The organism is Ruegeria sp. YTSA105 (genome assembly GCF_059610225.1).
In genome coordinates this window covers 58,948-84,633 of record NZ_JBXWNE010000004.1, presented here as the reverse complement: position 1 = coordinate 84,633, position 25,686 = coordinate 58,948, and the positions used below count along the sequence as shown (strand labels likewise).

General features: G+C 55.7%; 23 protein-coding genes. 12 read left to right on the top strand and 11 right to left on the bottom strand.

The annotated features are described in order from the left end of the window. Nucleotides 1-50: 50 nt before the first annotated feature. The 4 genes from AC2FH2_RS07240 to AC2FH2_RS07225 all read right to left on the bottom strand — a co-directional run bounded on the left by AC2FH2_RS07240 (nt 51) and on the right by AC2FH2_RS07225 (nt 4,066). Nucleotides 51-1,583, bottom strand: a complete 1,533-nt coding sequence (locus AC2FH2_RS07240) for a sulfatase-like hydrolase/transferase (RefSeq protein WP_496823223.1) — start codon at nt 1,581-1,583, stop codon at nt 51-53. Between the two features lie 72 nt (nt 1,584-1,655). Next, on the bottom strand, nt 1,656-3,491 hold the full coding sequence (locus tag AC2FH2_RS07235) for a carbamoyltransferase family protein (RefSeq protein ID WP_496823222.1): 1,836 nt from the start codon (nt 3,489-3,491) through the stop codon (nt 1,656-1,658). Nucleotides 3,492-3,495: 4 nt separating this feature from the next. Further along, nucleotides 3,496-3,645, bottom strand: a complete 150-nt coding sequence (locus AC2FH2_RS07230; protein WP_142636421.1) for a DUF5989 family protein — start codon at nt 3,643-3,645, stop codon at nt 3,496-3,498. 16 nt (nt 3,646-3,661) lie between these two features. Continuing rightward, entirely contained in the window at nt 3,662-4,066 is a 405-nt protein-coding gene (locus AC2FH2_RS07225) for an SxtJ family membrane protein (RefSeq protein WP_281972881.1), read from the bottom strand. 191 nt (nt 4,067-4,257) lie between these two features. Here AC2FH2_RS07225 and AC2FH2_RS07220 point away from each other — a divergent pair, with 191 nt between their 5' ends. From AC2FH2_RS07220 to AC2FH2_RS07205, 4 genes are read left to right on the top strand one after another with little or no spacing between them, the layout of a single operon-like run. Next, a complete protein-coding gene (locus AC2FH2_RS07220; protein WP_496823221.1) occupies nt 4,258-5,382 on the top strand; it encodes an ABC transporter permease in 1,125 nt (374 codons plus the stop codon). Between the two features lies 1 nt (nt 5,383). Continuing rightward, nucleotides 5,384-6,199, top strand: coding sequence for an ABC transporter ATP-binding protein (locus tag AC2FH2_RS07215; protein WP_281972879.1), 816 nt, complete (start codon nt 5,384-5,386; stop codon nt 6,197-6,199). Between the two features lie 5 nt (nt 6,200-6,204). Continuing rightward, on the top strand, nt 6,205-7,521 hold the full coding sequence (locus tag AC2FH2_RS07210) for an MlaD family protein (RefSeq protein ID WP_271949005.1): 1,317 nt from the start codon (nt 6,205-6,207) through the stop codon (nt 7,519-7,521). Continuing rightward, nucleotides 7,518-8,168 carry an ABC-type transport auxiliary lipoprotein family protein gene (locus AC2FH2_RS07205; RefSeq protein WP_142636431.1) on the top strand — a complete coding sequence of 217 codons (651 nt, stop codon included), beginning with the start codon at nt 7,518-7,520 and terminating at the stop codon, nt 8,166-8,168. Before AC2FH2_RS07210 ends, AC2FH2_RS07205 begins: the two co-directional genes overlap by 4 nt. A 19-nt stretch (nt 8,169-8,187) precedes the next feature. Here AC2FH2_RS07205 and AC2FH2_RS07200 read toward each other — a convergent pair whose 3' ends face one another. The 3 genes from AC2FH2_RS07200 to AC2FH2_RS07190 form a co-directional block, all read right to left on the bottom strand. Further along, the gene (locus AC2FH2_RS07200) at nt 8,188-10,125 is read right to left on the bottom strand and encodes a vWA domain-containing protein (protein WP_496689246.1); all 1,938 of its coding nucleotides are present in this window, start codon (nt 10,123-10,125) and stop codon (nt 8,188-8,190) included. Then, complete coding sequence (locus AC2FH2_RS07195) at nt 10,122-10,661, bottom strand: RNA polymerase sigma factor (RefSeq protein WP_142639814.1); 540 nt, start codon at nt 10,659-10,661, stop codon at nt 10,122-10,124. The genes AC2FH2_RS07200 and AC2FH2_RS07195 overlap by 4 nt, the downstream gene beginning before the upstream one ends. Before the next feature lie 61 nt (nt 10,662-10,722). After that, on the bottom strand, nt 10,723-12,303 hold the full coding sequence (locus AC2FH2_RS07190) for an FMN-binding glutamate synthase family protein (RefSeq protein ID WP_142639816.1): 1,581 nt from the start codon (nt 12,301-12,303) through the stop codon (nt 10,723-10,725). Between the two features lie 87 nt (nt 12,304-12,390). On the opposite strand from AC2FH2_RS07190, the gene AC2FH2_RS07185 reads away from it, so the two are divergent. Both AC2FH2_RS07185 and AC2FH2_RS07180 read left to right on the top strand, forming a co-directional pair. Further along, nucleotides 12,391-12,888 carry a fluoride efflux transporter FluC gene (locus tag AC2FH2_RS07185; RefSeq protein ID WP_496823220.1) on the top strand — a complete coding sequence of 166 codons (498 nt, stop codon included), beginning with the start codon at nt 12,391-12,393 and terminating at the stop codon, nt 12,886-12,888. Beyond that, nucleotides 12,885-13,247, top strand: coding sequence for a fluoride efflux transporter FluC (locus tag AC2FH2_RS07180; RefSeq protein ID WP_496691548.1), 363 nt, complete (start codon nt 12,885-12,887; stop codon nt 13,245-13,247). The genes AC2FH2_RS07185 and AC2FH2_RS07180 overlap by 4 nt, the downstream gene beginning before the upstream one ends. Before the next feature lie 16 nt (nt 13,248-13,263). Here the strand turns inward: AC2FH2_RS07180 and AC2FH2_RS07175 are convergent, their stop codons facing one another. Genes AC2FH2_RS07175 through AC2FH2_RS07160 form a run of 4 tightly spaced genes read right to left on the bottom strand, consistent with a single transcriptional unit; the run spans nt 13,264 to nt 17,261 of the window. Beyond that, nucleotides 13,264-13,590: a cytochrome o ubiquinol oxidase subunit IV gene (locus AC2FH2_RS07175; RefSeq protein ID WP_142639820.1), complete on the bottom strand. Its 327-nt coding sequence runs from the start codon at nt 13,588-13,590 to the stop codon at nt 13,264-13,266. Then, nucleotides 13,583-14,215, bottom strand: a complete 633-nt coding sequence (locus AC2FH2_RS07170; protein WP_142639822.1) for a cytochrome c oxidase subunit 3 — start codon at nt 14,213-14,215, stop codon at nt 13,583-13,585. The genes AC2FH2_RS07175 and AC2FH2_RS07170 overlap by 8 nt, the downstream gene beginning before the upstream one ends. Next, nucleotides 14,212-16,302: a cbb3-type cytochrome c oxidase subunit I gene (locus AC2FH2_RS07165; RefSeq protein WP_496823219.1), complete on the bottom strand. Its 2,091-nt coding sequence runs from the start codon at nt 16,300-16,302 to the stop codon at nt 14,212-14,214. Before AC2FH2_RS07165 ends, AC2FH2_RS07170 begins: the two co-directional genes overlap by 4 nt. Continuing rightward, nucleotides 16,299-17,261, bottom strand: a complete 963-nt coding sequence (locus AC2FH2_RS07160; protein WP_271949015.1) for a cytochrome ubiquinol oxidase subunit II family protein — start codon at nt 17,259-17,261, stop codon at nt 16,299-16,301. The genes AC2FH2_RS07165 and AC2FH2_RS07160 overlap by 4 nt, the downstream gene beginning before the upstream one ends. Before the next feature lie 183 nt (nt 17,262-17,444). Between AC2FH2_RS07160 and AC2FH2_RS07155 the strand changes: the two genes are divergently transcribed. From AC2FH2_RS07155 to galU, 6 genes are all read left to right on the top strand, one after another. After that, entirely contained in the window at nt 17,445-18,680 is a 1,236-nt protein-coding gene (locus tag AC2FH2_RS07155; protein WP_496823218.1) for a lytic murein transglycosylase, read from the top strand. Between the two features lie 401 nt (nt 18,681-19,081). Continuing rightward, a complete protein-coding gene (locus tag AC2FH2_RS07150; RefSeq protein WP_496676879.1) occupies nt 19,082-20,710 on the top strand; it encodes a peptide ABC transporter substrate-binding protein in 1,629 nt (542 codons plus the stop codon). Between the two features lie 65 nt (nt 20,711-20,775). After that, nucleotides 20,776-21,699, top strand: coding sequence for an oligopeptide ABC transporter permease OppB (gene oppB / locus AC2FH2_RS07145; protein WP_142639832.1), 924 nt, complete (start codon nt 20,776-20,778; stop codon nt 21,697-21,699). Nucleotides 21,700-21,709: 10 nt separating this feature from the next. Then, nucleotides 21,710-22,639, top strand: a complete 930-nt coding sequence (locus AC2FH2_RS07140; RefSeq protein WP_142639834.1) for an ABC transporter permease subunit — start codon at nt 21,710-21,712, stop codon at nt 22,637-22,639. A gap of 1 nt (nt 22,640) precedes the next feature. Next, nucleotides 22,641-24,446: an ABC transporter ATP-binding protein gene (locus AC2FH2_RS07135; protein WP_496713587.1), complete on the top strand. Its 1,806-nt coding sequence runs from the start codon at nt 22,641-22,643 to the stop codon at nt 24,444-24,446. Nucleotides 24,447-24,757: 311 nt separating this feature from the next. After that, on the top strand, nt 24,758-25,651 hold the full coding sequence (gene galU, locus AC2FH2_RS07130; RefSeq protein ID WP_281995135.1) for a UTP--glucose-1-phosphate uridylyltransferase GalU: 894 nt from the start codon (nt 24,758-24,760) through the stop codon (nt 25,649-25,651). Nucleotides 25,652-25,686: the final 35 nt, after the last annotated feature.

The window sequence follows — 25,686 nt, the reverse complement described above, 5'->3', positions numbered from 1 at the left end:
GTAACATCAGATTGATCGCAGGTGTAGCAGAGACAGGGCAACATTCCCGACTAATGCCTGAGCTTGGATTTTGGCCCCTCTTTGGTGATGGAATGCAGGGAAAGCGTATGGTCCATATTTCGCATACGGTGCCGCAGCATCTCGCGCCCCAACCTGGCCAGGTCTGTTGCGTATTCCGGGTTGCACGCCACGTTTTCCATTTCGCCGCGACGCAGGTGGTCAAACAAAAGCGGTGGCAGGTTTGCCGCAAACTCGACCAGCGTAAACCGTTCGTCACGCAAGATGGACAGGCATGAATCGCTACTGCCCGTTCCCAATTCCTGTTGCCAAAGGGTTGGATTTTCCGGCTCGGCAAAGTCAAGCTCGCTGAAAGAAAAGCTTCGCCAATCCTTGGGTCCCTGCCCCTGCAGAAACGGCATCAAAGACCGCCCATCCATAGAATTCGGGATACTCTGGCCCACCCAATCCAAAATGGTTGGCGTGATGTCAATCGACTCGGTCGGTGCCGTCACCACGGCTCCGGCCTGCGCCTGATTGCCTGGCATCCGGATCAGTAAAGGCGTGTGATAAGCTGCGTCATAGACTGTCATCTTACCCCAGCTATGTCGATCACCCAGCATTTCACCGTGGTCAGCTGTGATTACGATCAATGTCTCATCATATTGATTGCTGTCCTTGAGAAACTGGACAACGCGGCCGATATGATAATCGACCTCTGTTGCAAGGCCCAGATAAACAGAGCGCAGCGCCTGAATATTGGCCGTGGAGGGTTGCACCTCATCAAAACCCAAAACGAAATCCGAAGCCGAATACCGAGCCATCGTTGGCCCAAAAAACGGGTGTATTGCCTGTTCATCTTCTGGGCTGACATGACCAACTGGCCCCGGCAACGCGACGGGATCGTACATATCGTTATAGGGAGCGGGAGCGACCAAAGGAGGATGAGGCCGGATATAGGTCAGATGCGCAAACCAGCTTTGGTCGCCGAAGGCCGCGATACTGTCCAGAAAAGCGTTGGTCAAAAAGGCGGTGTCGCTGTCTTCGGCGCGGTACACCGCCGGGTCGTTCAATTTGGACGGCTCACCTGAGGTTGAAACAGGTTTGTGCAGATCCCAGTATGTGTCGAACCTGTAACCTTTTTTCAGCAAGTCGGCGCGCCAGGGATAAGATTCTTCAAGCCGCATTTCCACGACCTCTTCAAACCCCTCCATGGGACGTTCGTAAGATTTCAGGATCGGGTCATTGGCATCGTAAACCCGTGGGTCAGCCGAGGTGTCGGTATACCCGTAGAGCAAGGGCAGATATCCCGCCTTACGCATCTCGGTTGCGATGTTTGGCGTGTCGTGCCGCAAAGGCGTTCCATTGCGAACCGATCTATGATTCATCGCATATTGCCCGGTCAGGATGGACGCACGCGACGGGCCACAAGGGTTAGTAACCGAGAAATGGCGCTGAAACGTTACGGCCTCGTCCATAAAAGCGCGCAGATTAGGCAAATTGACATGCTCGGCCAGCGCGCCGGTCAGACAATCTGCCCGAAGCTGGTCAATCACGACAAACAAGACATTTCCGCGCTGCCGCATTCCCTGCCCCCGATTCCACCAAATAGGTCTCAGGGGCAGACTGTGTCGCGGTTCCGCCGCTTGCGCAACAGATTAGTCCAGCTCGTATTTTGTCTCGTAATTCTCCCTAAGTGCGGGATCCTGATCTTCCTTACGCAACAGGCAGTTCCCGATGGACAGGACCTCGATATCCGTTCCCATGAAACACCGGAACGCATCGGTGGGCGTGCACACAATCGGTTCGCCGCGCACATTGAATGAAGTGTTCACCACCAAAGAGCATCCGGTCAGTTCTTTGAACTTTGAAATCAGCGCGTGATAGGCTGGGTTGGTCTCTTGGTGGACTGTCTGGATACGGGCAGAATAATCAACATGGGTCACAGCAGGAATGTCAGATCGTTTGACGTTCAGCTTTTCAATCCCGAACAGAGCGTCTTCTTCCTCGGTCATCTTGCGCCGGATTTTTTCCTGCACATCCGCCACGATCAACATGTAAGGGCTATCGCCATCCAGTTCGAACCAATCGGCTACGTCTTCGCGCAGAACAGATGGGGCAAATGGGCGGAAGCTTTCGCGATACTTGACCTTCAGGTTCAGCGTTTTCTGCATCGAAGCTGACCGTGGATCGCCCAGAATGGAGCGGGCACCCAACGCACGCGGCCCGAATTCCATCCGCCCCTGGAACCAACCAACGGCCTTACCGTCAGCCAGCGCCTGCGCCGTCTGGTCAATCAACTCACCATTTTCATAGGTGGAAAACTTCGCACCGGCCGCCGCCAGTTCTTGCGCTATGTCGTCATCTTCATAACGCGGACCAAGATAGGCCCCCAGCATCTGGTCACCGGAGATCACTTGCCGCGGCTGCGCTAGCTCTTGATGCCAGGCCGCATAGGCAGCACCCAGCGCCCCGCCCGCATCACCCGCTGCGGGCTGCACCCAAACATTGTCGAAGGCGCCATCGCGAAGGATTTTGCCATTCGCGACACAGTTCAGAGCAACGCCTCCGGCCATGCAGAGGTTGCGTATACCATGCTCTTTCGCCAGGTCCCGAGTGATCCGCAGCATGATCTCTTCGGTCACGGCCTGAACCGAGGCGGCAATATCCATGTGGAACTGCGTCAGCTGGTCGGTTTCGGCTTTTCGAACCGGTTGATCGAACAGCTCTTCCATCGCTTTGCTCGTCATGGTCAGACCAGCTGTATAATTGAAATACTTCTGGTTCAGGCGGAACGAACCGTCCTCTTTCAGGTCGACAAGATGCTCAAGGATCAGATCCTTGTATTTGGGGTCGCCATAGGGCGCCAAGCCCATGACCTTGTATTCACCAGAATTCACCTTGAACCCGGTGTAATAGGTGAATGCAGAATACAGCAGACCCAGCGAATGCGGGAAATGCAGCTCTTTCACCATGGTCAGTTCGTTACCGCGACCAATACCCACGGTGGTGGTTGCCCATTCTCCGACTCCATCGACAGTCAGCACGACCGCGTCTTCGAAGGGCGAAGGATAGAACGCACTGGCCGCGTGACTGATGTGGTGCTCGGCGAACAGCAGTTTTTCGAGATCGAATTCCGGGTCGATTTTGCGAAGCTGCTTTGCAAGCAGATCCTTGAGAAACAGCTTCTCTCGCAGCCAGACCGGCATTGCCATGCGGAATGAATTGAACCCGCGTGGCGCCACCGCAATGTAAGTCTCGATCAACCGTTCGAATTTTAGAAACGGTTTGTCGTAGAAAACCACATTGTCGACGTCTTCAAGCGCAACCCCCGATTCGGCCAGCACGTAATTGATGGCTTCTACCGGAAATCCGGGGTCGTGTTTGCGCCGTGTAAAACGCTCTTCCTGCGCGGCCGCAACGATCTTGCCGTCGCAAAGCAACGCCGCTGCGCTGTCGTGATACAGCGCCGAAATACCTAAAATGTATGCCATGTGATCAGAACAACGTGTAGACGAAAGGTGCAATCGCCGAGCCTTGGCTCAACACGATCAATCCACCAAACACACCCAAAACGATCAGAATGGGCAACAGCCAGAATTTCTTTCTGACTTTCATAAATGACCAGAGCTCGGATACGAATGTCACGCCTGGTACTCCCTTGTTAAAATTGCTGTTTCATGCTGCCGGGCTGCTCTTCACGAACAATCCAGTAGCTATCTGAGGAACTGTCCAGTTTCTGTGACAGCAGGTCTTTTCCCAACAGGCGCGTAACCAGCCCAAACGGGACAAACGTAGTGACAAACACCAAAAACATGACGATTGGGGCCACAATCGCACCCAAAAGCATGCCGAGTTTGAACCAAAGCCGGTTCGGCACCTTCAGAGTGGCGGGTGCAAAAACTGTCAAAGCCAGAATAACCCCGGCGATAACCATTGGGATCAGGCGCACCGACCCTCCGCCCCACAAGGGCCAAAGAGCGATAATTAAGAAGACAGCGGTGAAGACGTAACCAAAGCCCCGTTCGGACCCGATTTCGACTTCTACCTTCGCGTGATGATCAGACATTGAACACAACCATAATAACCAAACAAAAAACCTGCGCAAAGAATAACACTACTGGTTGCCGAAACAAGCCTTTTGCAAGCTCACACCATCATTCTTGCGATGAATGCCATCTTGCATCGCCTGATGGCTAATTACTTGAAGCGTGACAAAAACCCGTTGCAGCACCATGCAGATTCACATCAGATACCCCCATGACCCCGCCTACATTCACAACTGACCTGGATACGGATCAGGTTCACCTGCAGATATCGGGTGATCTTCACACCCAGTCTCTGGATATGGTTGAGCGTGAATTCGCGAATTTCCATCCCAACGGCGGAACGGTCACAGTTGATTTGACAGGCGTTAAGGCACTCGACACTGGCGGGGCTTGGCTGATTGCCAGCCTTGTCCGCAAGGTGAAGTCCAGCGGCGGGCAAGTCGAGCTGCACGGTGCAACCGCCGCGCATTCTGCGCTGATCGAAACGGTTTCTCGCAACATGCCGGACGAACCCGCCCCTGATCCCGGAAAGCCAGATTTTCTGGATTGGGTGGCACGTGTCGGCGAGCGCACAGTCGGTGGCTGGAAAGACAGCTTGTCGTTGCTTGAGTTTCTGGGCCTGACGCTACACCGGCTGGTCCGCACAATCTTGATGCCGCGGCGTCTGCGGCGGGCTGCGCTGGTATCGCAGATGGAAGAAACCGGATTGAAAGCGATTCCGATCATTGCCCTTATGGGTTTTCTGATCGGCGTTGTACTAGCATTTCAGGGGGCCACGCAGCTCAAGCAGTTCGGGGCCGAGATATTCGTGGTCGAATTGATCTCGATCTCTGTGCTGCGTGAGCTGGGCATTTTGTTGACGGCAATCATTGTTGCGGGTCGCTCGGGATCAGCCTTTACAGCTTCCATCGGCTCGATGAAGGTGCAAGAAGAAATAGATGCCATGCGGACGCTGGGCCTGGATCCGATCGAGGTTCTGGTCATTCCACGCGTTGTGGCGTTGCTGATCATGCTGCCAATCCTAGGGTTCATCGCCGATATCGCCGCCTTGATTGGCGGCGGTCTTATGAGCTGGATCGACCTTGGAGTCAGCCCCGGAATGTTCGTGACCCGCCTCAAGGAAAACACCGGCATCTGGCAATTTGCCATCGGTATGATCAAGGCACCTTTCTTTGCGCTGGTCATCGGTATCATCGCCTGTTGGCAGGCCTTACAGGTCAAAGGATCGGCACAAAGTGTTGGGCAAAGAACCACCGCGTCCGTGGTCCAGGCGATCTTCTTGGTGATCGCGCTGGATGCCATGTTCTCGATCTTTTTCTCGGTACTGGGGGTCTGAAATGGACGGTGTGGCCCACGAACAGATGCCGATTGGCGACACCCAGCGCGAGGCGGTGATACGGGTCCGCAATCTGACCAACCGGTTCGGGCCGCAGGTCGTGCACCAGGATCTGAATTTGGATGTCTGGCGGGGCGAAGTACTGGGCATTGTCGGCGGCTCGGGCACGGGTAAATCCGTCTTGCTCCGCACCATCGTCGGCCTGAACAAACCAGCCGCGGGAAGCATCGAAGTTCTGGGCGTCGACGTCCTGAACGGCCCCGAACAAGAGAGGCGGCGCATCGAACGCCGCTGGGGCGTCGCCTTTCAGGACGGCGCGCTTTTCTCGTCGCTCACCGTGTTGCAGAATGTCGTAGCCCCCCTGCGCGAGCATACAGGAATAAGTGAAAGCCTTATGTCGGCGCTTGGCGGTCTGAAAATCAGCTTGGTCGGACTGCCGCAGCTGAGCTGTGGCAAATTCCCGTCTGAACTGTCGGGCGGGATGCGCAAACGTGCCGCTTTGGCGCGCGCGCTGGCGCTGGACCCTGAGATCGTATTTCTTGATGAACCAACGGCCGGTTTGGATCCCATCGGCGCCGCTGCTTATGACGACCTGATTGGCGAACTTCAGCAAGCGCTGGGTCTGACTGTGTTTATGGTCACGCACGATCTGGATAGCCTTTATGCGATTTGCAACAGGATCGCAGTTCTTGCAGAAAAACGTGTTCTGGTTGATGGTCCGATTGAAGAGATGACCAAAGTCGATCATCCTTGGGTACAAGAATATTTCACCGGCCCCCGGGCGCGCGCAGCACAAAAAAAGGGTCAGGACAGGTAACACCCATGGAAACCCGAGCAAATTATATCCTGATCGGTGCATTCACCCTGGCTGGAATACTGGGTGCGTTTGGCTTTTTTCTATGGCTGGCCAAATTCGAGGTTTCCCGGCAATACGCCTATTACAATGTACTGTTCGACAATGTTTCGGGCCTGTCTGCGGCAGGTGGCGTCAGTTACAACGGACTGCCAGTCGGGCAGGTAATCTCCCTTAACTTGGATGACGAGCACCCATCTAAAGTGCGCGTCCGCATTGAAGTAGACGCAAGTATCCCGGTGACCGAGGATACCGTCGCCCAGTTACAATCGCTTGGGGTCACTGGGGTCAGCTATGTGGAACTGACCGGAGGCTCGGCCTCGGCCAAGCGTTTAGAACAGGACAGCCTGATCAAAAGCAAACGCAGCACCATCCAGTCCTTGTTCGAAGGTGCCCCTAAACTGTTGGAAAAGGCGATTACGCTGATCGAGGATATCGACAAGGTGGTGGATGACAAGAACCGCCAGCAGGTATCTCAGATTCTGGAGAACGTATCTTCGGCCACCGGAAGGCTGGACAAAACCCTTGCAGATTTCGAAAACTTGTCCTCAGATTTGGGTGGCGCAGCTAAAGAAATTTCAGCCTTCTCAAAACGCCTCGAAAAATTGGCAGACACGGCAGAAACAACGCTGGAAGCCGGAACAAATACATTAAATAGCCTGAAAACCGCATCCGACACGGCTGTATCGGCCCTAGACAGCGCAAAAGATACTTTTGACGCAGCAGATCGCATCATGCAGCAGGATCTGCAGCCCTTCATCGAACGGGCCTCGACCCTGGCAGACCACCTTACGGTCCTGACCGAAGATGGGCGCGTCGCGCTGGCCACGGTTTCCGAGACTTTCGTGAACGCAAACAAAACGCTCGGCTCCGTCACTGGTGCGATGGAAACAGCAAAGGGCACTTTGACCTCAGCTGAACGCGCATTTGACTCGGCCAATGAGGTGATCAACAAAGATATCGGCGTCGTCATGGATGATGTCCGCAATGCCGCCAACCAAGTGGCGTCCACGGTAACGAAAGTGACAGACAGGCTTGATGATATTTCAGCCGACATCCTCAGCGCGTCCAAATCGGCCTCGGAACTTTTGGGAACGATCGACGGCATCGTTCAGGACAATCGACGTCAACTGTCCGATTTCATGCGGGTTGGCCTGCCACAATTCACCCGTTTCATAGAAGAATCCCAACGACTGGTGATCAGCCTCGATCGTCTGGTGGACAAAGTTGAACGCGACCCCGCCCGTTTCCTTCTTGGGACCCAAGCATCGGAGTATCGTCAATGATCAGGCATTTGATAATGACCGCAGTTTTGGCGTCTTTGGGGGCGTGTACTGGACTGGAAACGCTGCGGCAGGCCTCAGAACCCAATGATCTCTATCTGCTGACACCCAAAAGCACGTTTTCTTCTTCGCTGCCACGCATCCAGAAACAGATCGTGGTCCAAGAGCCAACCGCGACTGCCGCGGTAAATACCGATCAAATTGCAGTTCAGCCGACACCTTTGCAAGTTCAATATCTGCCGCGTGCCAGATGGGTGGATCGAGCGCCGCTGATCGTCCAGGCGCTTTTGGTCGAAAGCTATGAAAACAGCGGACGGGTATCTGCCGTGGGTCGTTCGACCGTGGGGCTTCGTCCGGATTATGTGATTGTTCCCGATCTACGCGAGTTTCAGGGCATTGTCGTTAACCAGGATGGTGAAAGCTCGACCGTACGCGTCGAAGTCCGCATGAATATCAAGATCGTGGACGAGTTCGACGACAAAATCATCGCATCGAATTCGTTCCAAGAGAACGTAATTGCCAAAAGTAACCAGACCGAAGATCTGGTTACTGCCTTTGACGTTGCTCTGGGTAAAACCATGCGGGATGCTGTCGAATGGAGCATTCGTAGAATTAGTACCCATACAGCCAACAACCCTAGGTCATTCTAGTTACTCCCAAGCCCGGGCCTTACTCAGCCAGCGTCTGGGCCAGACGCATCAAGGTGACAGCTTCAGCCCGATATCCGAAAGAATCCTCACCTCGGGACAGCGTGGCCAGATCAATGGCATCCGCATAGGACCAGCCGCCAAGATATCCTCCGCCCCGAAGCAACTGACCAAATCCTGCAATCGCATAGGAAAAGCGGATGTCATCCGTGACTGTCCCTTGTCCGGGTAAAATAGGCTGCTCCATCAGATTGCTTTGATCTTCACCAGGAAGCTTGTAACGCATTTTGAAGAAACCAATTTCCACTGAATCATCCGATATGGATTGTTCAGCATACCGCAACGGGCCGTTTCTGATCGCATCGGAACCAACTGGCGTGACCTCGTAGATCGCCGTTACGGTGTGACCAGCTCCAATATCACCAGCATCCACTTTGTCATTTGAAAAGTCCTCGCGCTGCAGGGATCGGGTTTCATAACCGATCAGACGGTATTCAGCGATCTGTGACGGGTTGAACTCGACCTGGATTTTGACGTCGTTGGCGATGGGAAAAAGCGCCCCGGTAAGTTGATCGACCAATACTTTTTGCGCCTCAACCAGCGTGTCGATATATGCCGCCTGCCCGTTTCCGTTCTGGGCCAGAGCCTGCATGGTGGCATCGTCCAGATTGCCTCGGCCAAAACCCAGAACGCTTAGGAATGTACCACTGTCGCGCTTGCGGGCGATAAAATCCTTCAGGGCATCAGGGTCTGACAGACCCACATTGAAATCGCCATCGGTGGCCAGAATTACGCGGGTCACCTCACCGTCCGCAGCCATACCTTCTGCCACTTGATAGGCTTGCTGCAACCCGGCCTGCCCCGCTGTCGAGCCACCGGCTTCGAGCCTGTCGAGGGCTGAGAGAATGGACATCTTTTCGGCTGCCGCGGTCGGTGGCAAAACCTGCCCGGCACTTCCCGCATAGGTGACGATCGAAACCTGATCTTCCGGACTGAGTTCAGACAGCATCAACCTGAAAGACTGTTTCAGCAGCGGCAATTTGTTAGCATCCTGCATTGAGCCCGATGTGTCGATCAGGAAAACCAAGTTCAATGGAGGACGGTCTTCGATCTGGGGCATGACCCCTTGGATGCCGACATGAACAAGCTGCGTCCCCTCATTCCAAGGCGTCGGTGTCACGGTGATCGTAGAACGGAACGGTTCCACCCCATCAGGCGCTGGGTAGGAATAGGGGAAATAGTTCACCATCTCTTCAACCCGCGCCGCATCCTTGGGCGGCAGATAGCCATTCATCAAAGACGACCGAACAATGGCGTAAGAGGCGGTATCTACATCAATCGAAAAAGTCGAAACCGGTTCGTCCGTCGTGATCTTCAGCGAGTTGCTGTCCGCGTTCGCGAAAGTTTCGGTATTCTGTTCCGGCGCGGGAACAGTCTCATGTTGAATGTCAAATTTCCCGACCGCCGATGCCGGCGCGCTCTGTAAAAGGTCCGCAGCCCCTAGCTGCGCAACGGCCCCCTGCCTCTTGGCGGAAGGTGCGATTGTTTCTTCAATCACAACAGGCGCCTCAACAACTGGTTCTTCGAGATTGGCCTCGGGCATATCCGCCACCAATAGGTCAGACTCCTGCCGTGCGTCGGCGCGGTCCTCGGACCAGGGCAGTGGCGCAACAACCTCGTCGCGCGTCTGCGGCAAGATCACTATCAGAGCCACAGCAGCAACTGCGGTGGTAGCGGTCAGGGCACCGCGATAAGAGAGGGCATTCAACATGGCTTTCGCTCCTTCTGTCAGGCGGGCTATGAGGCCGCGCTTGACAGTGGGACGTCGCGCAGAGGTCGATCCTTGGATATTATCGAATTTTTTTTGCGCCTGGCTCAGATTTTCAATCCGTCGCGACACATCCGGGGTCGGCGTGGCGGCGTCCATCAGCATCTTCAGCTTGTCCAGTTCATCGGTCATTGTGCCAGTTCCTCTTGCCGCAAGGCGCGCAACCGTTTGCGGATATCTGACATCCTCCAGGACACTGTCCCTTCGGAAACACCCAGCACCTCTGCAGCTTCTGCATGGGTCATCTCATCCTCGAGGGTCAGGGCCAGAGTGTCTTGCAAGTCCTGCGGCAGGGACCGCATGGCCCGTTGCAACCAATCGACAGCCTCGGCCGTTTCCTGCACCTCGGCCCGGCGCATCTGTTCCACATCCCCCCAGCCGTGGGCCGCCCGCGTGTGACGGGTCGCGCGACGGCGTGCATCCTCGGCTGCATTGACAACAACACGGTACAACCATGTCGTAAACCGGGCTTCGGCACGAAAACCTACGATCTTTGACGGCAAGGCGGCGCATATATCCTGCGTCAGATCTTCGGCCTGATCCGCGCGTCCTGTCAGTCGAAAAGCCAACCGAAAGACCCTGTCGTAGTGGCGTGCCAATAGCGTGGCAAACGCATCAGCGTCCCCTGCAGCAGCGGCCTTTGCCAGATTCTCATCCGATGTTTTCATGCGCATCACAATGGGTAAGACGAACCAAAAACATCAATCCTTGGCTATGCACACAAAAAAATCAGAAATGATGCGCCGATGCGCGATTCCAGTCCTCTGCATATTCATCCGGAAGCGGAGCCTTCAGCAAAGCGCCTTCTTCAAGATGCAAATAGAGTTCAGCATAAGAGCGATCTCTTTCATCTGCAGTACGCCGAAGGATGTCCGAAGGGTGAAGTTCGGAGACCTTTTCCTTGCCCATGGCGCCCAGCAGCTCACGAAAGCTCTCTAAAGTCGCGTCGTGATAGCGATGTACCCGTTGTCTTTTTTGCGGAACATTCACAGCGCGGCCTCGGACCGGATCCTGTGTGGCCACGCCGGACGGGCATCGGTTTGTGTTGCAGTGAAGCGCCTGAATGCATCCCACTGCAAACATCATTGCCCTTGCCGCATTACACATATCGGCCCCAAGCGCGCATTTCTCGATGATGTCATAGCCTGTGGCGACTTTGCCCGAGCAAATAATGCGGATCTTATCGCGCAAACCCACACCGCGTAGACAGTTATTCACGAAAATCAACGCCTCGTTCAAAGGCATGCCCAACCGGTTGGTGAATTCTACTGGGGCCGCGCCCGTGCCGCCTTCGGCACCATCAATGGTGATGAAATCAGGCAGGATGCCTGTTTCCAGCATGGCTTTGCATATCGCTAAAAACTCGGACGGACGACCAATGCACAACTTAAACCCAATAGGTTTGCCACCGGACATCTCGCGCAGATTCTGAACGAAATTCATCAATCCGGTAGGTCCGTCAAATGCGGAATGAATTGGCGGAGAAATCACGTCCTGATGCAGGGGAACTCCGCGTATCTGCGCAATCTCTTCATCCACCTTCGCCGCAGGCAACACCCCCCCGTGCGAGGGCTTGGCCCCTTGCGACAGCTTGATTTCAATCGCCTTGACGACCTCGTTCCTGGCTCTTTCGGTGAATTTGTCTTTGTCGAACCCGCCATCCGGTGCGCGGCATCCGAAATACCCAGTGCCAATCTGCCAGATGATATCGCCACCTTCGGCCAGATGGTGCGGCGACAGACCACCCTCACCCGTATTATGCGCAAAACCTCCATCCTTTGCCCCACCATTCAATGCTCGGATTGCATTGGCGCTGAGGGCACCAAAGCTCATCGCTGAAACGTTCAGGCGCGAGGCACTATAGGGTTGGGAACATTGCGGCCCGCCCAGCATCACCCGTTCTTCGCTTTCGGGCACATGTTTGGGCGCAAGCGAGTGATTGGCCCTGTGGTATCCAACGGTTTGGATGTCGTATTGGGTACCAAATGCCTGGGTATCAACCTGCCCTTTGGCACGGGAATAAACCAGGCTGCGAATGATGCGATTATAGGGACGGCCGTTTTCGTTGGTTTCAACAAAATATTGCCGTATCTCTGGGCTGACAAATTCCAGCATGTACCGGAAATGCCCCAGAACCGGATAGTTGTTCAGCACGTTATGCCTTGTGGTCAGGATATCATATAGCCCGACCACCGCGTATGGGATCAGGAAAAGCAGCAGCCAATGGGCCGGGGGCCAGAAAAACCCGGCCACGATTGTCAGTGGCAGGCACACGAGGCTCAACACGTAATAGAGTCTGCGTATAATCATTCGTGCTCTCCCACTGTGGCTGTTAGCTGAGTCACCGTGGTACAAATTCGCGATTGCACGCAAGCCTTTACGCCCGAAATCACGTAAATGGTGAAACTTGTGATCCGCCATGCGCAGTTGATCCCGGCCGCGCCAATCGGTATCCCGGATGGCAGGGCAACGCGGGCAGGATCATTGGCTGTGAAAAAATCGCAAACAGCATGGGCCACGGCTCTCATGTTCTGTGCCGTTTTCGCGGGTGGCGCGGCTGGGTCACTGGTCAGAGAAGCGTTGTCGCTCGGGATCTCGGGCCTGCCGATCCTGACCGAGACTTTTGGAATCAATATAGCCGCATGCTTTGTGCTTGGCTGGTTATACGCCATCCGACACCGGGTGCATGCGCACGTCCTGCATCTGGGCGCGGTTGGGTTTTGTGGCGGTTTATCTACGTTTTCCTCATTTGTTGCGGAATTGGAACGTCTGGCAGAGGTCAGTTTCGGGCTTGCCCTAACCGCAGCGGGTTTGGAAATTGTGGCGGGTCTTTTTGCGGCGATTCTGGGTGAAACCTCCGGGCGTCGCTTTTCCCCGCGGAGGTCGTCAGAGTGAGCGATCTCTACCTGCATGCAATGTTTGGTTTAGGCGGTGGTCTGGGCGCGGTTCTGCGGCACTGGATCGCCATTCGAATTCGCCATGACCTGCCCGTGGCAACGCTGATCGTGAACGTCTTTGGCAGTCTGTTGCTTGGGCTTTGGGTCGGGTATCTGGGCGGACCGACGGGCGTCAGCCTGGAGGAACAGCGCCTGGTGTTCGGCTTTTGTGGCGGCTTCACCACTTTCTCCAGCTTTGCTTACCAGTCCCTGGAACTGCGGCGCGAACGTACAATCGCTACGGCGGCGGGCAATATCGTGCTGAGCCTCTTGCTGTGTTGGGGCGCGCTGTGGCTTGGGCTGATGGCGATGCGCTGATCCGGTGCAGCCGGACCTACATCGGATAGGTATGCATCCGCACCGCCAGATTCCCCATTATCCAGACCGTCCCAACAATGATGATCAATAGAACCATCGTGGAAAACAGGACTAGGTCCAGGTCCTCGCGGCTGCTGCGTCGACGGTCGATATGCAGGAAATACACCAGTTGAACAATCAACTGCGCAAGCCCCAACAAACCGATCGACAAATAAACGCCCTTGGTCTCGATCCCGAACGTATATGCAATGGTAAAGACCGCCAGTGTCAGCAGCAGCGATCCGCCATAGCCAATCACATATCGGCGGCGTTCACGTCGGTGCATTTCGCTGCGCCTATCCATAGGTCAGCCCTCCGAAATAGACGATCGTGATTATGCCGATCCAGATGAGGTCGAGAAAATGCCAGAACAGGGCCAGACGAACCACCCGTGACATCAGAACGTCGGTTAGACCAAACACACGCAGCTGAATACCCAGAACGATCAACCACAGGCACCCCGCAGCAACATGCAGCCCGTGCAGCGGCACTAGCCCGTAAAACGCTGACAGAAACCCGCTGCGCTGTGGAATGCCACCCTTTTCCGCCATAGCCAGAAAGTCACGTATCTCAAGTACCAGAAAGCTGAGGCCCAGAACCAGAGTTACCGCGAACCAAAGCACGATACGGGGCCGTGGCAGGTTGTATTTCAACGCCAGCATCGCAAGGCCCACTGTAAGGCTGCTGGTCAACAGGATCAGGGTTTGGGCAAAAATGCTGGTCAGGTCGAACAGCTCATGCGGACCGGGCCCACCCGCCTGCGCGTCGATCATGGTGATATAGATCGCGAACATCAGGCCGAAATAGACCAGATCGCTCATCAGAAAGACCCAGAACCCAAAGGTGACCACTTCGCTGGCCTTGTCGGCACCCGGATGCCGTCGGCCCAAGTTTAGGCCCGGATAGCTGTGTGTCGGCGCGCGTTTCATGTAGTGGCCTCCAGATCGGGACGGGCCAAGCCGCGGTTCTCGGGCGCGTATTCATGATCGCGATTGACCGGAACCGATGCGCGCACAAGATCAAGCCAGGCTTCATGCTCTTTGCGGACCTGCTCGGCCGGAATAAACTCTTCGGTGTCGGTTCTGAAAGTCCAGGCGATGAAGGCCGCCAACATCGCGGCTGTCGTCGCAATAGCCAGCCACCAGATCCACCAGACCAGCGCAAACATCCAGATACCGCTGAGCACGCACAGACCGAACCCGATCGCCGTATTGCGTGGCATGAGGATATCTTCATAGGCATCAAGGGACGGATAGGCGTTGCCGCGCTCTTTTGCGGCGGCAAAATCATCCCGGTCGGTCACATGCGGAATGATTGCAAAGTTATACGGAGGCGGCGGTGCCGGAATTGACCATTCCAGCGTGCGCCCATCCCAAGGGTCGCCAACCGGCACGCGGGTTTTTTCCCGGTCTCGAATGCTGACCCACAGCTGGACAATGATCGACAGAAGCGCTGCGAGAATGACCAAAGACCCAAGCACGGCGGCGATCATATAGGGGTGAAAGCTGGGATCTTCCCAACTGTAAGATCGACGTGGCATCCCCATCAGGCCGACAAAATAAAGCGGTAGGAAGGTCAACATAAACCCAACGGTCCACAACGCGACAGATATCCGTCCCCAGCCTTCGCTCAGGCGGAAGCCAAAGGCTTTGGGGAACCAATAGTTGTATCCCGCAAGCAGGCCAAACAGGACGCCAGGCAGCAGCACATTGTGAAAATGCGCGACCAGGAACAGGGTGTTATGCACCTGATAGTCGATGGTCGGATTGGCCAGGATGACGCCCGACAACCCTCCGATCACGAACAGCATCAGGAAAGACAACCCATAGAGCATCGGGACCGAGAACCGGATACGCCCGCGAAACAGCGTGGCCATCCAATCATAGACTTTCACGCCAGTCGGTATGGCGATCAGCATCGTGGCAATCCCAAACACCGCATTGATCAGCGCGCTTTGGCCCATAGTGAAAAAGTGGTGCAGCCAGACCGTGAAGGACAGCACCGCAATCGACATCGTGGCAATGACCAGAGAATTATACCCGTACAGGCGCTTGGCCGAGAAAGTCGCAAACACCTCGGAATAGATACCATAGGCGGGCAGGACCAACAGATAGACCTCGGGGTGACCGAACAGCCAAAACAGGTTGGCATAGTTCATCATGTTGCCGCCTAGGTCATTGGTGAAAAAGTGGAAATCCAAGTACCGGTCTGCGGCCAGCATCAGCGCCGCAACACCCAGCGGCGGCATGGCAAAGACAATCAGGATCGAGCTGCAGATGATCGTCCAGCAATACATCGGCAACCGCATGAACTGCATCCCCGGCGCGCGCAGTTTGTAGATCGTGACGGCAAAGTTGATCCCTGTCAGCGTCGTTCCGATCCCCGACACAACGATGGCCCAAATCCAGTAATCCGGCCCAACGCCGGGATTAAAGGCCGCTCCGGTAAAGGGCGGGTAGGCCGTCCAGCCCCCGGTCGAGAACTCTCCGACCACCAGGGACACCATCAGCATCATGCCCGAGGACACGGTCAGGCCGAGGCTGATCTGGTTCATCACCGGGAATGCCACGTCGCGGGCGCCGATCATCAGCGGGATCAGGAAATTGGCGGCGCCGAACACAAACGGCACCGCCACAAAGAAGATCATGATCGTACCATGGGTGCTGAAAAGCTCGGCGAAATGCTCGGCTTCCAGAAAGCCTTCGCCCGGGCCAGCGGCTTGTTGGGCGCGCATGACGACGCCTTCCAGAACGCCCCGCGCCAGCATCACGATGGCAAAGACGATATACATGATGCCGATCTTCTTGTGATCCGCGCTGGTCAGCCAGTCACGCCACAGCGGCCCCCACAGACGAAACCATGTCAGCAGCCCCACAACGGCAATGACGCCCACAATCACGATCCCAGCGGCAGCATTTGCCACGATCTCATTTGCGTTGGGTGACTGGATCAACCCGGTGATCGGAAAAGCATCCCAGTTTAGACGGCCGAAAAAACCAGTCTCGACATTGGTCATTGTGTTTTCTCCTGACCATATTCGGCAGTGCCCGGTTGCTGATCGGCAGGCAAGGGTGTGGCCCCGTGATAGCGGTGCAGGATCGACTGAAACAGATCACCATCGGCTAGCGTGAAATATAGCGCATCAGTCGGCATCTGATCATTGCCCAACATGGCCTGCACCTCGTCCCGGTCCGTTCGCATGGCAAGCGTTCGGTATGTTTCAGCGCTCAACGGAACACCGTTTGCCTGGACATTCTCGGCCCAGTCATTGAACTCCTGAGGCGCCATGGCAATGGCTTTGAATTTCTGCTTGGTAAAGCCGCGTCCGTTATACTGCGTATTTTCGCCCTGCATTGTTTCGGGCCTATCGGCGACAAGGTGCAATTTGGTCGTCATCCCCGGCATGGCATAGATTTGCCCGGCCAGTGCCGGGATCATAAAGGACTGCATCACCGTATCTGTTGTCAGTGTGACAGCCACCTGTTGGTTGACCGGGAGCCCCATCTCACCGACGCTGGCGATGCCAAGATCGGGGTAGATGAACAGCCACTTCCAGTCGAGACCAACAACCTGCACTTTCAGCGCCGGTTCTTCTCCGAATGAGGTCTCGTAAGGGTCCAGCCGGTGGGTGGCTTTCCACAAATAGAATGAAAGGATGGCCACAATAACAACCGGGATACCCCACATGAGAAATTCCAACCGGGCGGAAAAATCCCATTCCGGTCGATAGTCTGCCTGCCCCTCCTTTCGCCTTCGATACCGTATGGCAATCAAAGGCACCAGGATCAGAACCGGAACAACTGCGACCAGTATCAGAACAGTTGCCCGTAAAAGGTGGCTTTTCTGAAGGGCGGCGACGGGTCCCTGAGGGTCCAAGAAATTGTTGCTGGCTTCGGCAACCGGCACAAAGCCAAGACCTGCGATAGCGGCAGACAAGACAACCAAGGATGCAAAAGACGGTCTAGAATATGTCACGCCTGTTCATCCTCATTTCAAAATTGATTGGGACAACTATCGGCAGAGTCCTGAAAATTCACAAGGATTTTTACGCAGCTCTGCCAGTTTCCCGAGATTTGATCTTGCCACCCCGATCACAGCGGCAGAAACGCCATTCTGGTAGGTTGACTTAAAGCAGATCGCAGGTGAGATCATAGGATAATGCGTTGGTTAATCCTTACTCTTGGACTTTGCTACCTGTCGACAAGTGCGACAGCACAGGATCGTGCGGCGATCGAGGCTCAGTTTCAGTCATGGCTGAAACACACGGTCTGGGCGCGGGCGAAATCCGAGGGTGTTTCAAAGCGCACGATGAACAGGGCCTTCAACGGCGTCACGCTGAACTGGAAACTGCCAGACCTGGTTCCTCCAGGTACGGCAACAACAGTTCCCAAGGAACAAAAGCAGGCCGAGTTCGGATCACCCGGACGCTATTTCAACGCTGGTTCGGTTCAGGGGGCCACTTCTGTCGGACGCAAGATGGCCCGGCGCTATAACACGACACTGAAACAGGTAGAATCCGATACCGGTGTACCAGCGCGCGTCATTCTGGCGATCTGGGGCCGCGAAAGCGGATATGGGCAGGTGGCTATCCGACATAATGCGTTTCAGGTTCTGGGCACCAAAGGTTTCATGAGCACCCGCTCAGAATATTTCACGTCAGAGCTTATCGCCGCGCTCAAGATTGCAGAGGCTGGCCACATACCGCCGGATCAAATGAAAAGCAGTTGGGCGGGTGCGCTTGGGCAACCGCAGTTCATGCCATCGAACTACCTGACTTATGCGGCCGATGGAAATGGCGACGGGCGCGCGGATATCTGGACCTCGGCCGAGGACACAATTTCATCGATCGGAAACTACCTCGACCAACATGGCTGGGTCTCGGGTCGTGATTGGGGGTTCGAAGTAACTGTCCCGTCTTCGGTTTCCTGCACCCTTGAAGGGCCGGATCAGGGCCGTCCTATTCGCGACTGGGCCGGGTTGGGGATCACCCGTGTATCTGGCAAGCCGTTTCCAAAACAAGAAATGCAGGGACAAGGGTTTTTGATGATGCCCGCCGGGCGCAATGGCCCGGCCTTCATTGTCACCCCCAATTTTTATGTCCTGAAGGAATACAACAAAAGCGATCTCTACGCCCTGTTCGTCGGCCATGTTGGGGATAGGATAGAATATGGCGTCCAGGATTTCCGCGGCCGGTGGGACAAAGTCGGCGGTCTTTACCGATCGGATATAGCAGCCATGCAGCGCGCATTGGAACAGATGGGCCATGACGTCGGCGGCGCTGACGGCCTGCCGGGCTTTCGAACACGCCGCTCTATCGGGCGCTGGCAAGAGGCCACCAATCAGTCCGCCACATGCTTTCCTCAGACCCATATGGTCCGGGCACTGACCCAATAGCGATTCGCGCCAATTTTTGGAAAGCCGCAAAAGCGGACCTTGCGTCAACGCTCAACCGCTTACTCAAGAGCTTCACAAAAATGTCAAGAAACCATCGCGTATCATTATAATATTTCCGTTCTCCCGTGGAATTTTTTAGATTTCGGCCGCACCTGGCCATTTTGCACGCAAAGGCTTTAACCTTTTTTGAAATAGTGCCACGTTCTGCATCAGTGAAAGGCGACTTTCGCAACTACGTTTCCGACAGCAAACCGAAAGACTGCGACGCGGTGTTCATTGCGATCTGAAAAAGCAAAATTCGAACAAGTCCCGGTCTATCTGAGTCGGACAATCATGGTGGTCAGCGACCATCCTGAACGGATGTGCGTACCTTGCCACCACACAAATGGGAGTAGAAAGATATGAACAAATACATTCGGACATCTCTGGCGGGGCTACTGACCTCGACCATGATCACCGGCGCTGCATTTGCCGCCGGCACCCATCCCGAAACCGGCGAGGCGCTGGCGGATGATCAAACCTTCACCTATCGCGTTCTGGATGAGCACAGTTCGGTTGACCCGCAGGTTGTTGAAGACGTTACCGGTGCGGAAATTGTCCGCGACCTGTTCGAAGGCCTGATGAACCAAGACGAAGACGGCAATTTGGTGCCCGGTGTCGCAACCGGCTATACCACAAACGATACCAAGGACGTTTACACATTTACACTGCGTGATAACGCCAAATGGTCCAATGGTGATCCGGTCACGGCAGGCGATTTCGTCTTTGCATGGAAACGTGCCGTCGATCCCGCTCTGTCCTCGCCTTATGCGTGGTTCATGGAGCTGATGTCGATCGAAAATGCGGCCGAAATCATTGCTGGTGAGAAGCCGGTGGACGAACTGGGCGTAACCGCCATCGACGACCACACACTTGAGGTCAAGCTGAGCGCAGCACTGCCTTATTTCGCGCAAATGACCACCCATTCCACCACCTTCCCTGCCCCGCAGAAGGTGATCGAAGAGTTTGGCGACGCCTGGACTAAGCCGGAAAACATCGTCTCGAACGGCGCCTATGTTCTGACCGAACACCTGCCACAGGAACGCTCGGTCCGTGAGCGCAACGAGATGTATTGGGATAACGACAATACGATTGTCGAAAAAGTCGTGGCCCTTGTCATCAACGACGAAAACGTAGCCCTGACCCGTTACCTCGCAGGCGAGCTGGACCGCACTGAAGTACCTGCTGGTCAGTTCCCGCGCCTACAGAAAGAGCACCCCGAAGAGGCCATCAGCTTCCCGCGCCTGTGCAACTATTACTATACATTCAACCTGTCTGACAGCGGACCGGAAGAATTCAAGAACCCAAATGTACGTCAAGCCCTGTCTCTTGCAGTTGACCGCGACATCATCACCAAGAACGTTAAAGCCGGTGGTGAGCCGCCCGCATATACGTTCGCACCCGAAGCAACCGCTGGGTTCACCGTCCCCGAAGTCGAAATGGCTTCGATGACGCAAGCCGAGCGTGACGAGCTAGCCAAGGAGCTGCTGGCCGAGGCCGGATTTGGCCCCGACAACCCGCTGAGCTTTGACATGGTCTACAACACATCAGAGGCCCATAAGAAAGTCGCAGTGGCACTGAGCCAGATGTGGAAACAGAAACTGGGCGTACAGGTCGAGTTGGCCAATATGGAATGGAAAGTGTTCCTGGAAGAGCGCGGCAACCAGAACTTCGATCTGGCCCGTGGCGCCTGGTGTGGCGACTATAACGAAGCCTCGACCTTCCTGGACCTGTTGCAGTCGGATTCCGGCTATAACGACGGCAAGTACAACAACTCCAAGGTTGACGATTTGCTGACCCAGGCCAAGACAGCAGATGACGCAGCACCACTGTATACCGAGGTTGAGCGGATCATTGCACAAGAGACTCCGGTTATCCCGATCTATCACTATGCTGGCGTCTACATGATGGACAGCGATGTCGGCAACTGGCCGGTCAAGAACGTAGAGCAGAACTGGTACTCCAAGAACCTCTACAAGATCGCCGAATAACCTTCCTTAGACCACGCTTTGCCCCGAGGATCACCCCGGGGCAAAGCCAATAATGGGGGCATGAAATGCTTGCCTATATCATCCGGCGATTGCTGATCGCCGTTCCAACGATCCTGTTGCTGATCGTTGCCTGTTTCTTTCTGATGCACTACGCGCCCGGCGGGCCGTTTACCTCGGAACGGCCATTGCCGCCGCAGGTACTGGCCAATATTGAGGCGCGCTATGGTCTGGACCAGCCGCTGTGGAAACAGCTTTGGGACTATCTGTACAACATTGTCGTGCATTTCGATTTCGGCCCGTCCTTCAAGTTCAAGGACCGGGACGTCAATGATATCATTTCGCAAGGCTTCCCGATCTCGCTGACTTACGGGTCATTGTCATTCCTGCTGGCAAGTGTCGTAGGTATTGGCCTTGGGATCGCCGCAGCCATCCGACACAACAGCTGGATCGACTATTTTGCCGTAGGTCTGGGTATCGCTGCGCAGGCTCTGCCGAACTTCATCATGGGCCCGATCCTGATCCTGACCTTCACTTTGTGGCTGGGATGGTTGCCGGGTGGTGGCTGGAACGGCGGTCAGTGGCAATACCTGATCATGCCTGTCATCGCATTGGCCACCTCCTATATGGGGTCGATCGCGCGGATTACCCGTTCGTCGATGCTGGAAGTTCTGAACTCGAACTTCATCCGCACGGCCCGGGCCAAGGGTTTGCCTACCAGGACCGTAATCTGGCGCCATGCGTTGAAGCCCACGCTGCTGCCGGTGGTGTCCTATCTGGGCCCTGTCTTTGTCTATGTTCTGACCGGATCGGTTTTTGTCGACATCTATTTCTCGACCGGTGGTCTGGGGCAGGCTTATGTCGGCTCGGCCCTGTCGCGTGACTATGCGGTGCTGCTGGGGGTCACGATCTTGTACGGCACGCTTACAGTGATCGTGAACCTGCTGACCGACTTGGCATATGCCTGGTTCGATCCGAAAATCCGGTACTGAGGGGCACAAAATGCTAGGAAAATCACAAAAAGCCGCCCATCTGGCCGAGGACATCACCGATTTCACGGCCGTTCAGGGGCGTTCCCTCTGGCAGGATGCGCGGATGCGGTTTGTCCGCAACAAAGCCGCAATGGCGAGCGTATTCATCTTGCTGATGATCGTTCTGTTCACAATCTTCGGCCCATATTTCGCCGTTTGGAGCAATGAGGAAATCGACTGGAACGTGATGGGTGACATCCGTGGCATGGGAATGCCGTCGATCGAGACCGGGCACTTCTTTGGCGTCGACGATCTGGGGCGCGACCTTTACAGCCGGGTCATTCAGGCCACAACAACATCGTTGTTGGTGGGGCTCGTCGGGGCGGCCACCGCGTTGATTGTTGGCACCTGCTATGGCATCGCCGCCGGGTATATTGGCGGGCGCCTTGACGGCGCGATGATGCGGTTCGTCGATATCCTTCTGGCCATTCCGACAACTCTGATCATCATTCTGTTGCTTGTGGTGGCCGGTCGGTCGTTCTTTACCCTGTTCATCGCGTTGGGCGCGGTTGGTTGGTTGACCATGTCACGGATCGTCAGAGGGCAGACTCTGGCCCTGAAAAACCGCGAATTCATCGAGGCCGCGCGCGCCGCCGGTGTCAGCGAATTCACCATCATGTATCGCCATATCCTGCCCAACCTGCTGGGCGTGGTAATCGTCTATGCATCGCTTCTGGTGCCTGAGATGATCCTGACCGAAAGCTTTATCTCGTTCCTCGGACTTGGCATCTCGGAGCCCTATACCTCGCTAGGCCGTCTGATCGCTGAAGGGGCAGGCACAATGGGGTACGGAACCCTCTGGCAGCTGATGTTCCCTCTGACATTCTATGTCGCCATTATCATCACGATGTTCTTCATCGGCGATGGGCTGCGTGACGCTCTGGACCCAAAGGATCGCTGATATGAGCCTGTTCTCTGTTAAGGACCTAAGCGTCCAGTTCGACACCCCCGATGGTGTGGTCGAGGCCGTCAAAGGCATCAGCTTTGACATTAATCCGGGCGAATGCCTTGGTATTGTGGGCGAAAGCGGGTCCGGTAAAAGCCAGACTTTCATGGCCGCGATGGGGCTGTTGCCTTCAGCGGGTCGTGCAATCGGATCGGCCACGCTGAACGGCAAGGAAATCCTGAATCTGCCGATCAACAAGCTGAACCAGATCCGGGGCGATGACGTCGGCATGATCTTTCAGGATCCGCTGACCGCCCTGACCCCGCATCTGAGGGTCGGGCAGCAAATGCGTGAGGTTCTGCAGGTTCACGAAGGGTTGCAGGGTTCGGCCGCTCGGGCGCGCTGTCTGGAGTGGTTGGACCGGGTCCGCATCCCAGAGGCAAACCGTCGTCTGGATCAATACCCGCACGAATTGTCGGGGGGCATGCGCCAACGTGTCATGATCGCCATGTCGATGTTGTGCAACCCAAAGCTGCTGATCGCCGATGAACCGACCACGGCGCTGGATGTGACGGTCCAGGCCGACATCCTGGACTTGATGGTGCACCTGCAAAAAGACGAAGGCACTGCCATTGCGCTGATCACGCATGACATGGGCGTGGTGGCACGGATGTGTGACCGCATTCAGGTCATGCGTCTGGGTCAGTTTGTTGAGGCCGGGGACACACGCGAGATCTTCCGCGCGCCGCAGCATGAATACACCCGCACCCTGCTTGAAGCGATGCCGCGCATTGATGCCGGTGACGCGCCAAAAGCGCTGGAAGAAACCGACGCACCTTTGCTTAGGGTCGATGACGTGAAAGTGCATTTCCCGATCCACGTGTCGGGCGGGTTGTTCGGGCGCAAGGTACCGCTGAAAGCTGTGGACGGTGTCAGCTTTGACATCCGTAAGGGCGAGACGCTGGGCGTTGTGGGTGAATCCGGCTGTGGCAAATCCACACTGGCGCGGGCGGTTCTGCAGCTGATCGAACCCAGCGGTGGCAATGTCAGCTGGCTGGGCCATCCGATAGTCGGGCTAAAGCGGGCCGAGCTGAACAAGTACCGCAAGGACCTGCAGATTGTGTTCCAGGATCCGCTGGCCAGCCTCGATCCGCGGATGACCATCTCGGCCTCTATCGCCGAACCGCTGAAAACCTATCGCCCGGATCTGACAGAGCGTGAGCGCAAGAAAATGGTCGGCGAAATGATGGAGCGGGTTGGCCTGCAGGCCAACATGATCAACCGCTATCCGCACGAGCTGTCTGGTGGGCAGAACCAGCGGGTCGGGATCGCGCGGGCGATGATCAACAAGCCCAAGCTGATCATTTGTGACGAGGCGGTCTCGGCTCTGGACGTGTCGATCCAGGCCCAGATCGTAGAGCTTTTGAAAGAGCTGCAGCAGGAATTCGGGCTGTCGATGATTTTCATCAGCCACGACCTGTCCGTTGTGCGCGCGGTGTCGAACCGGATCATGGTGCTGTATCTGGGCCGCATCGTTGAACTGGGCGATGGTGAGGTGGTCTGTTCGCAGCCGCTCCATCCCTATACCAAATCGCTGATCTCTGCGGTTCCGATCCCCGATCCGGATGTGGAACGGCAGCGTCAACGGCTGAAACTGCCGGGCGAGCTGCCGTCTCCGATGGATCCAAAGGCGGCGCTTAGGTTCCTGCCCAGTCGGTTGTCGGCCGGTCAGAACGAATATGTGCCTCAGCTGAACGAGGTCGCCCCGAACCATTTCGTCGCCGAGCATGATCCGCTTGAGACAATCCTGGCGAACACATAAATCCCCTGTCCCCGAGGCCGCATGAACAGCCTCGGGGACAGGTTCGGCTTTGCACGACTTCATGACGATTCTTGGCGTATTCTTGCCAATGAATGGACGAAGGGCCGGATTGTACAACAAAACACCGGTAAATGACGGGTTTCAAAGGCATCAAACGGCGGTTCGTTTTGACTTCCCCTACCCCCGGTGGCACCTTCCTGTCAGATTTTAGACTGCGGCCGCGATGTCATTGATTGTTCTGACTGCGCAGCCTAATAGGAAACCCCGGCCTGCCCTACGCGGTCGGGCAAGAATTGAATTTGAGAGGTAACATGGTACGCAAGGTCACCAAGGCGATTTTCCCCGTTGCGGGATTGGGCACGCGTTTTCTCCCAGCGACAAAATCCGTCCCCAAAGAGATCATGACACTGGTTGACCGTCCTTTGGTTCAATACGCAATCGACGAAGCCCGCGCCGCAGGTATTACCGAATTCATCTTTGTAACTTCGCGTGGCAAATCTGCGCTGGAAGATTACTTTGATCACAACCTCGTTCTGGAACAAGAGCTCAAGGCCAAGGGCAAGGATGACCTGCTTGAAGCGCTGAATGCAACGAATATGGAAAGCGGCGCCATCGCCTATATCCGCCAGCACAAGGCGCTTGGTCTGGGCCATGCGGTCTGGTGCGCCCGCCGGCTGATCGGCGACGAGCCATTTGCCGTAATGTTGCCGGATGACGTCATTGCTGCTGATAAACCCTGTCTGCAGCAGATGGTCGAAGCCTATGAGGAAACCGGCGGCAACATGGTCGCAACGATGGAAGTGCCAAACGAAAAAACCAGTTCCTATGGCGTTCTGGATGTAGGCGAAAACGTCGGCTCCGTGGTACGCGCCAGAGGAATGGTTGAAAAGCCCAAGCCGGAAGAAGCCCCCTCGAACCTGGCCGTTATCGGTCGGTATATTCTGGGGCCGTCAGTGCTGTACAATCTCAACCAAAAGAAAACGGGCAGTGGCGGTGAGATTCAGCTGACCGATGCTATCGCAGAAGACATCTGTAACGGTGTGCCCGTGTTTGGCTATAAATTCGACGGCCAGCGATTTGATTGCGGCTCGAAAGCCGGGTTCCTTCAGGCAACTGTTGCCTTTGCGCTGGCCCGTAGCGATCTGCGTGATGACCTGAGCCAATATCTGAACGAGATAGTCGCCGCCGGGAAGGCCGCTCAATAGCGCCCGCAACCTTCAGCATGTCGTTTCTAAAGTGA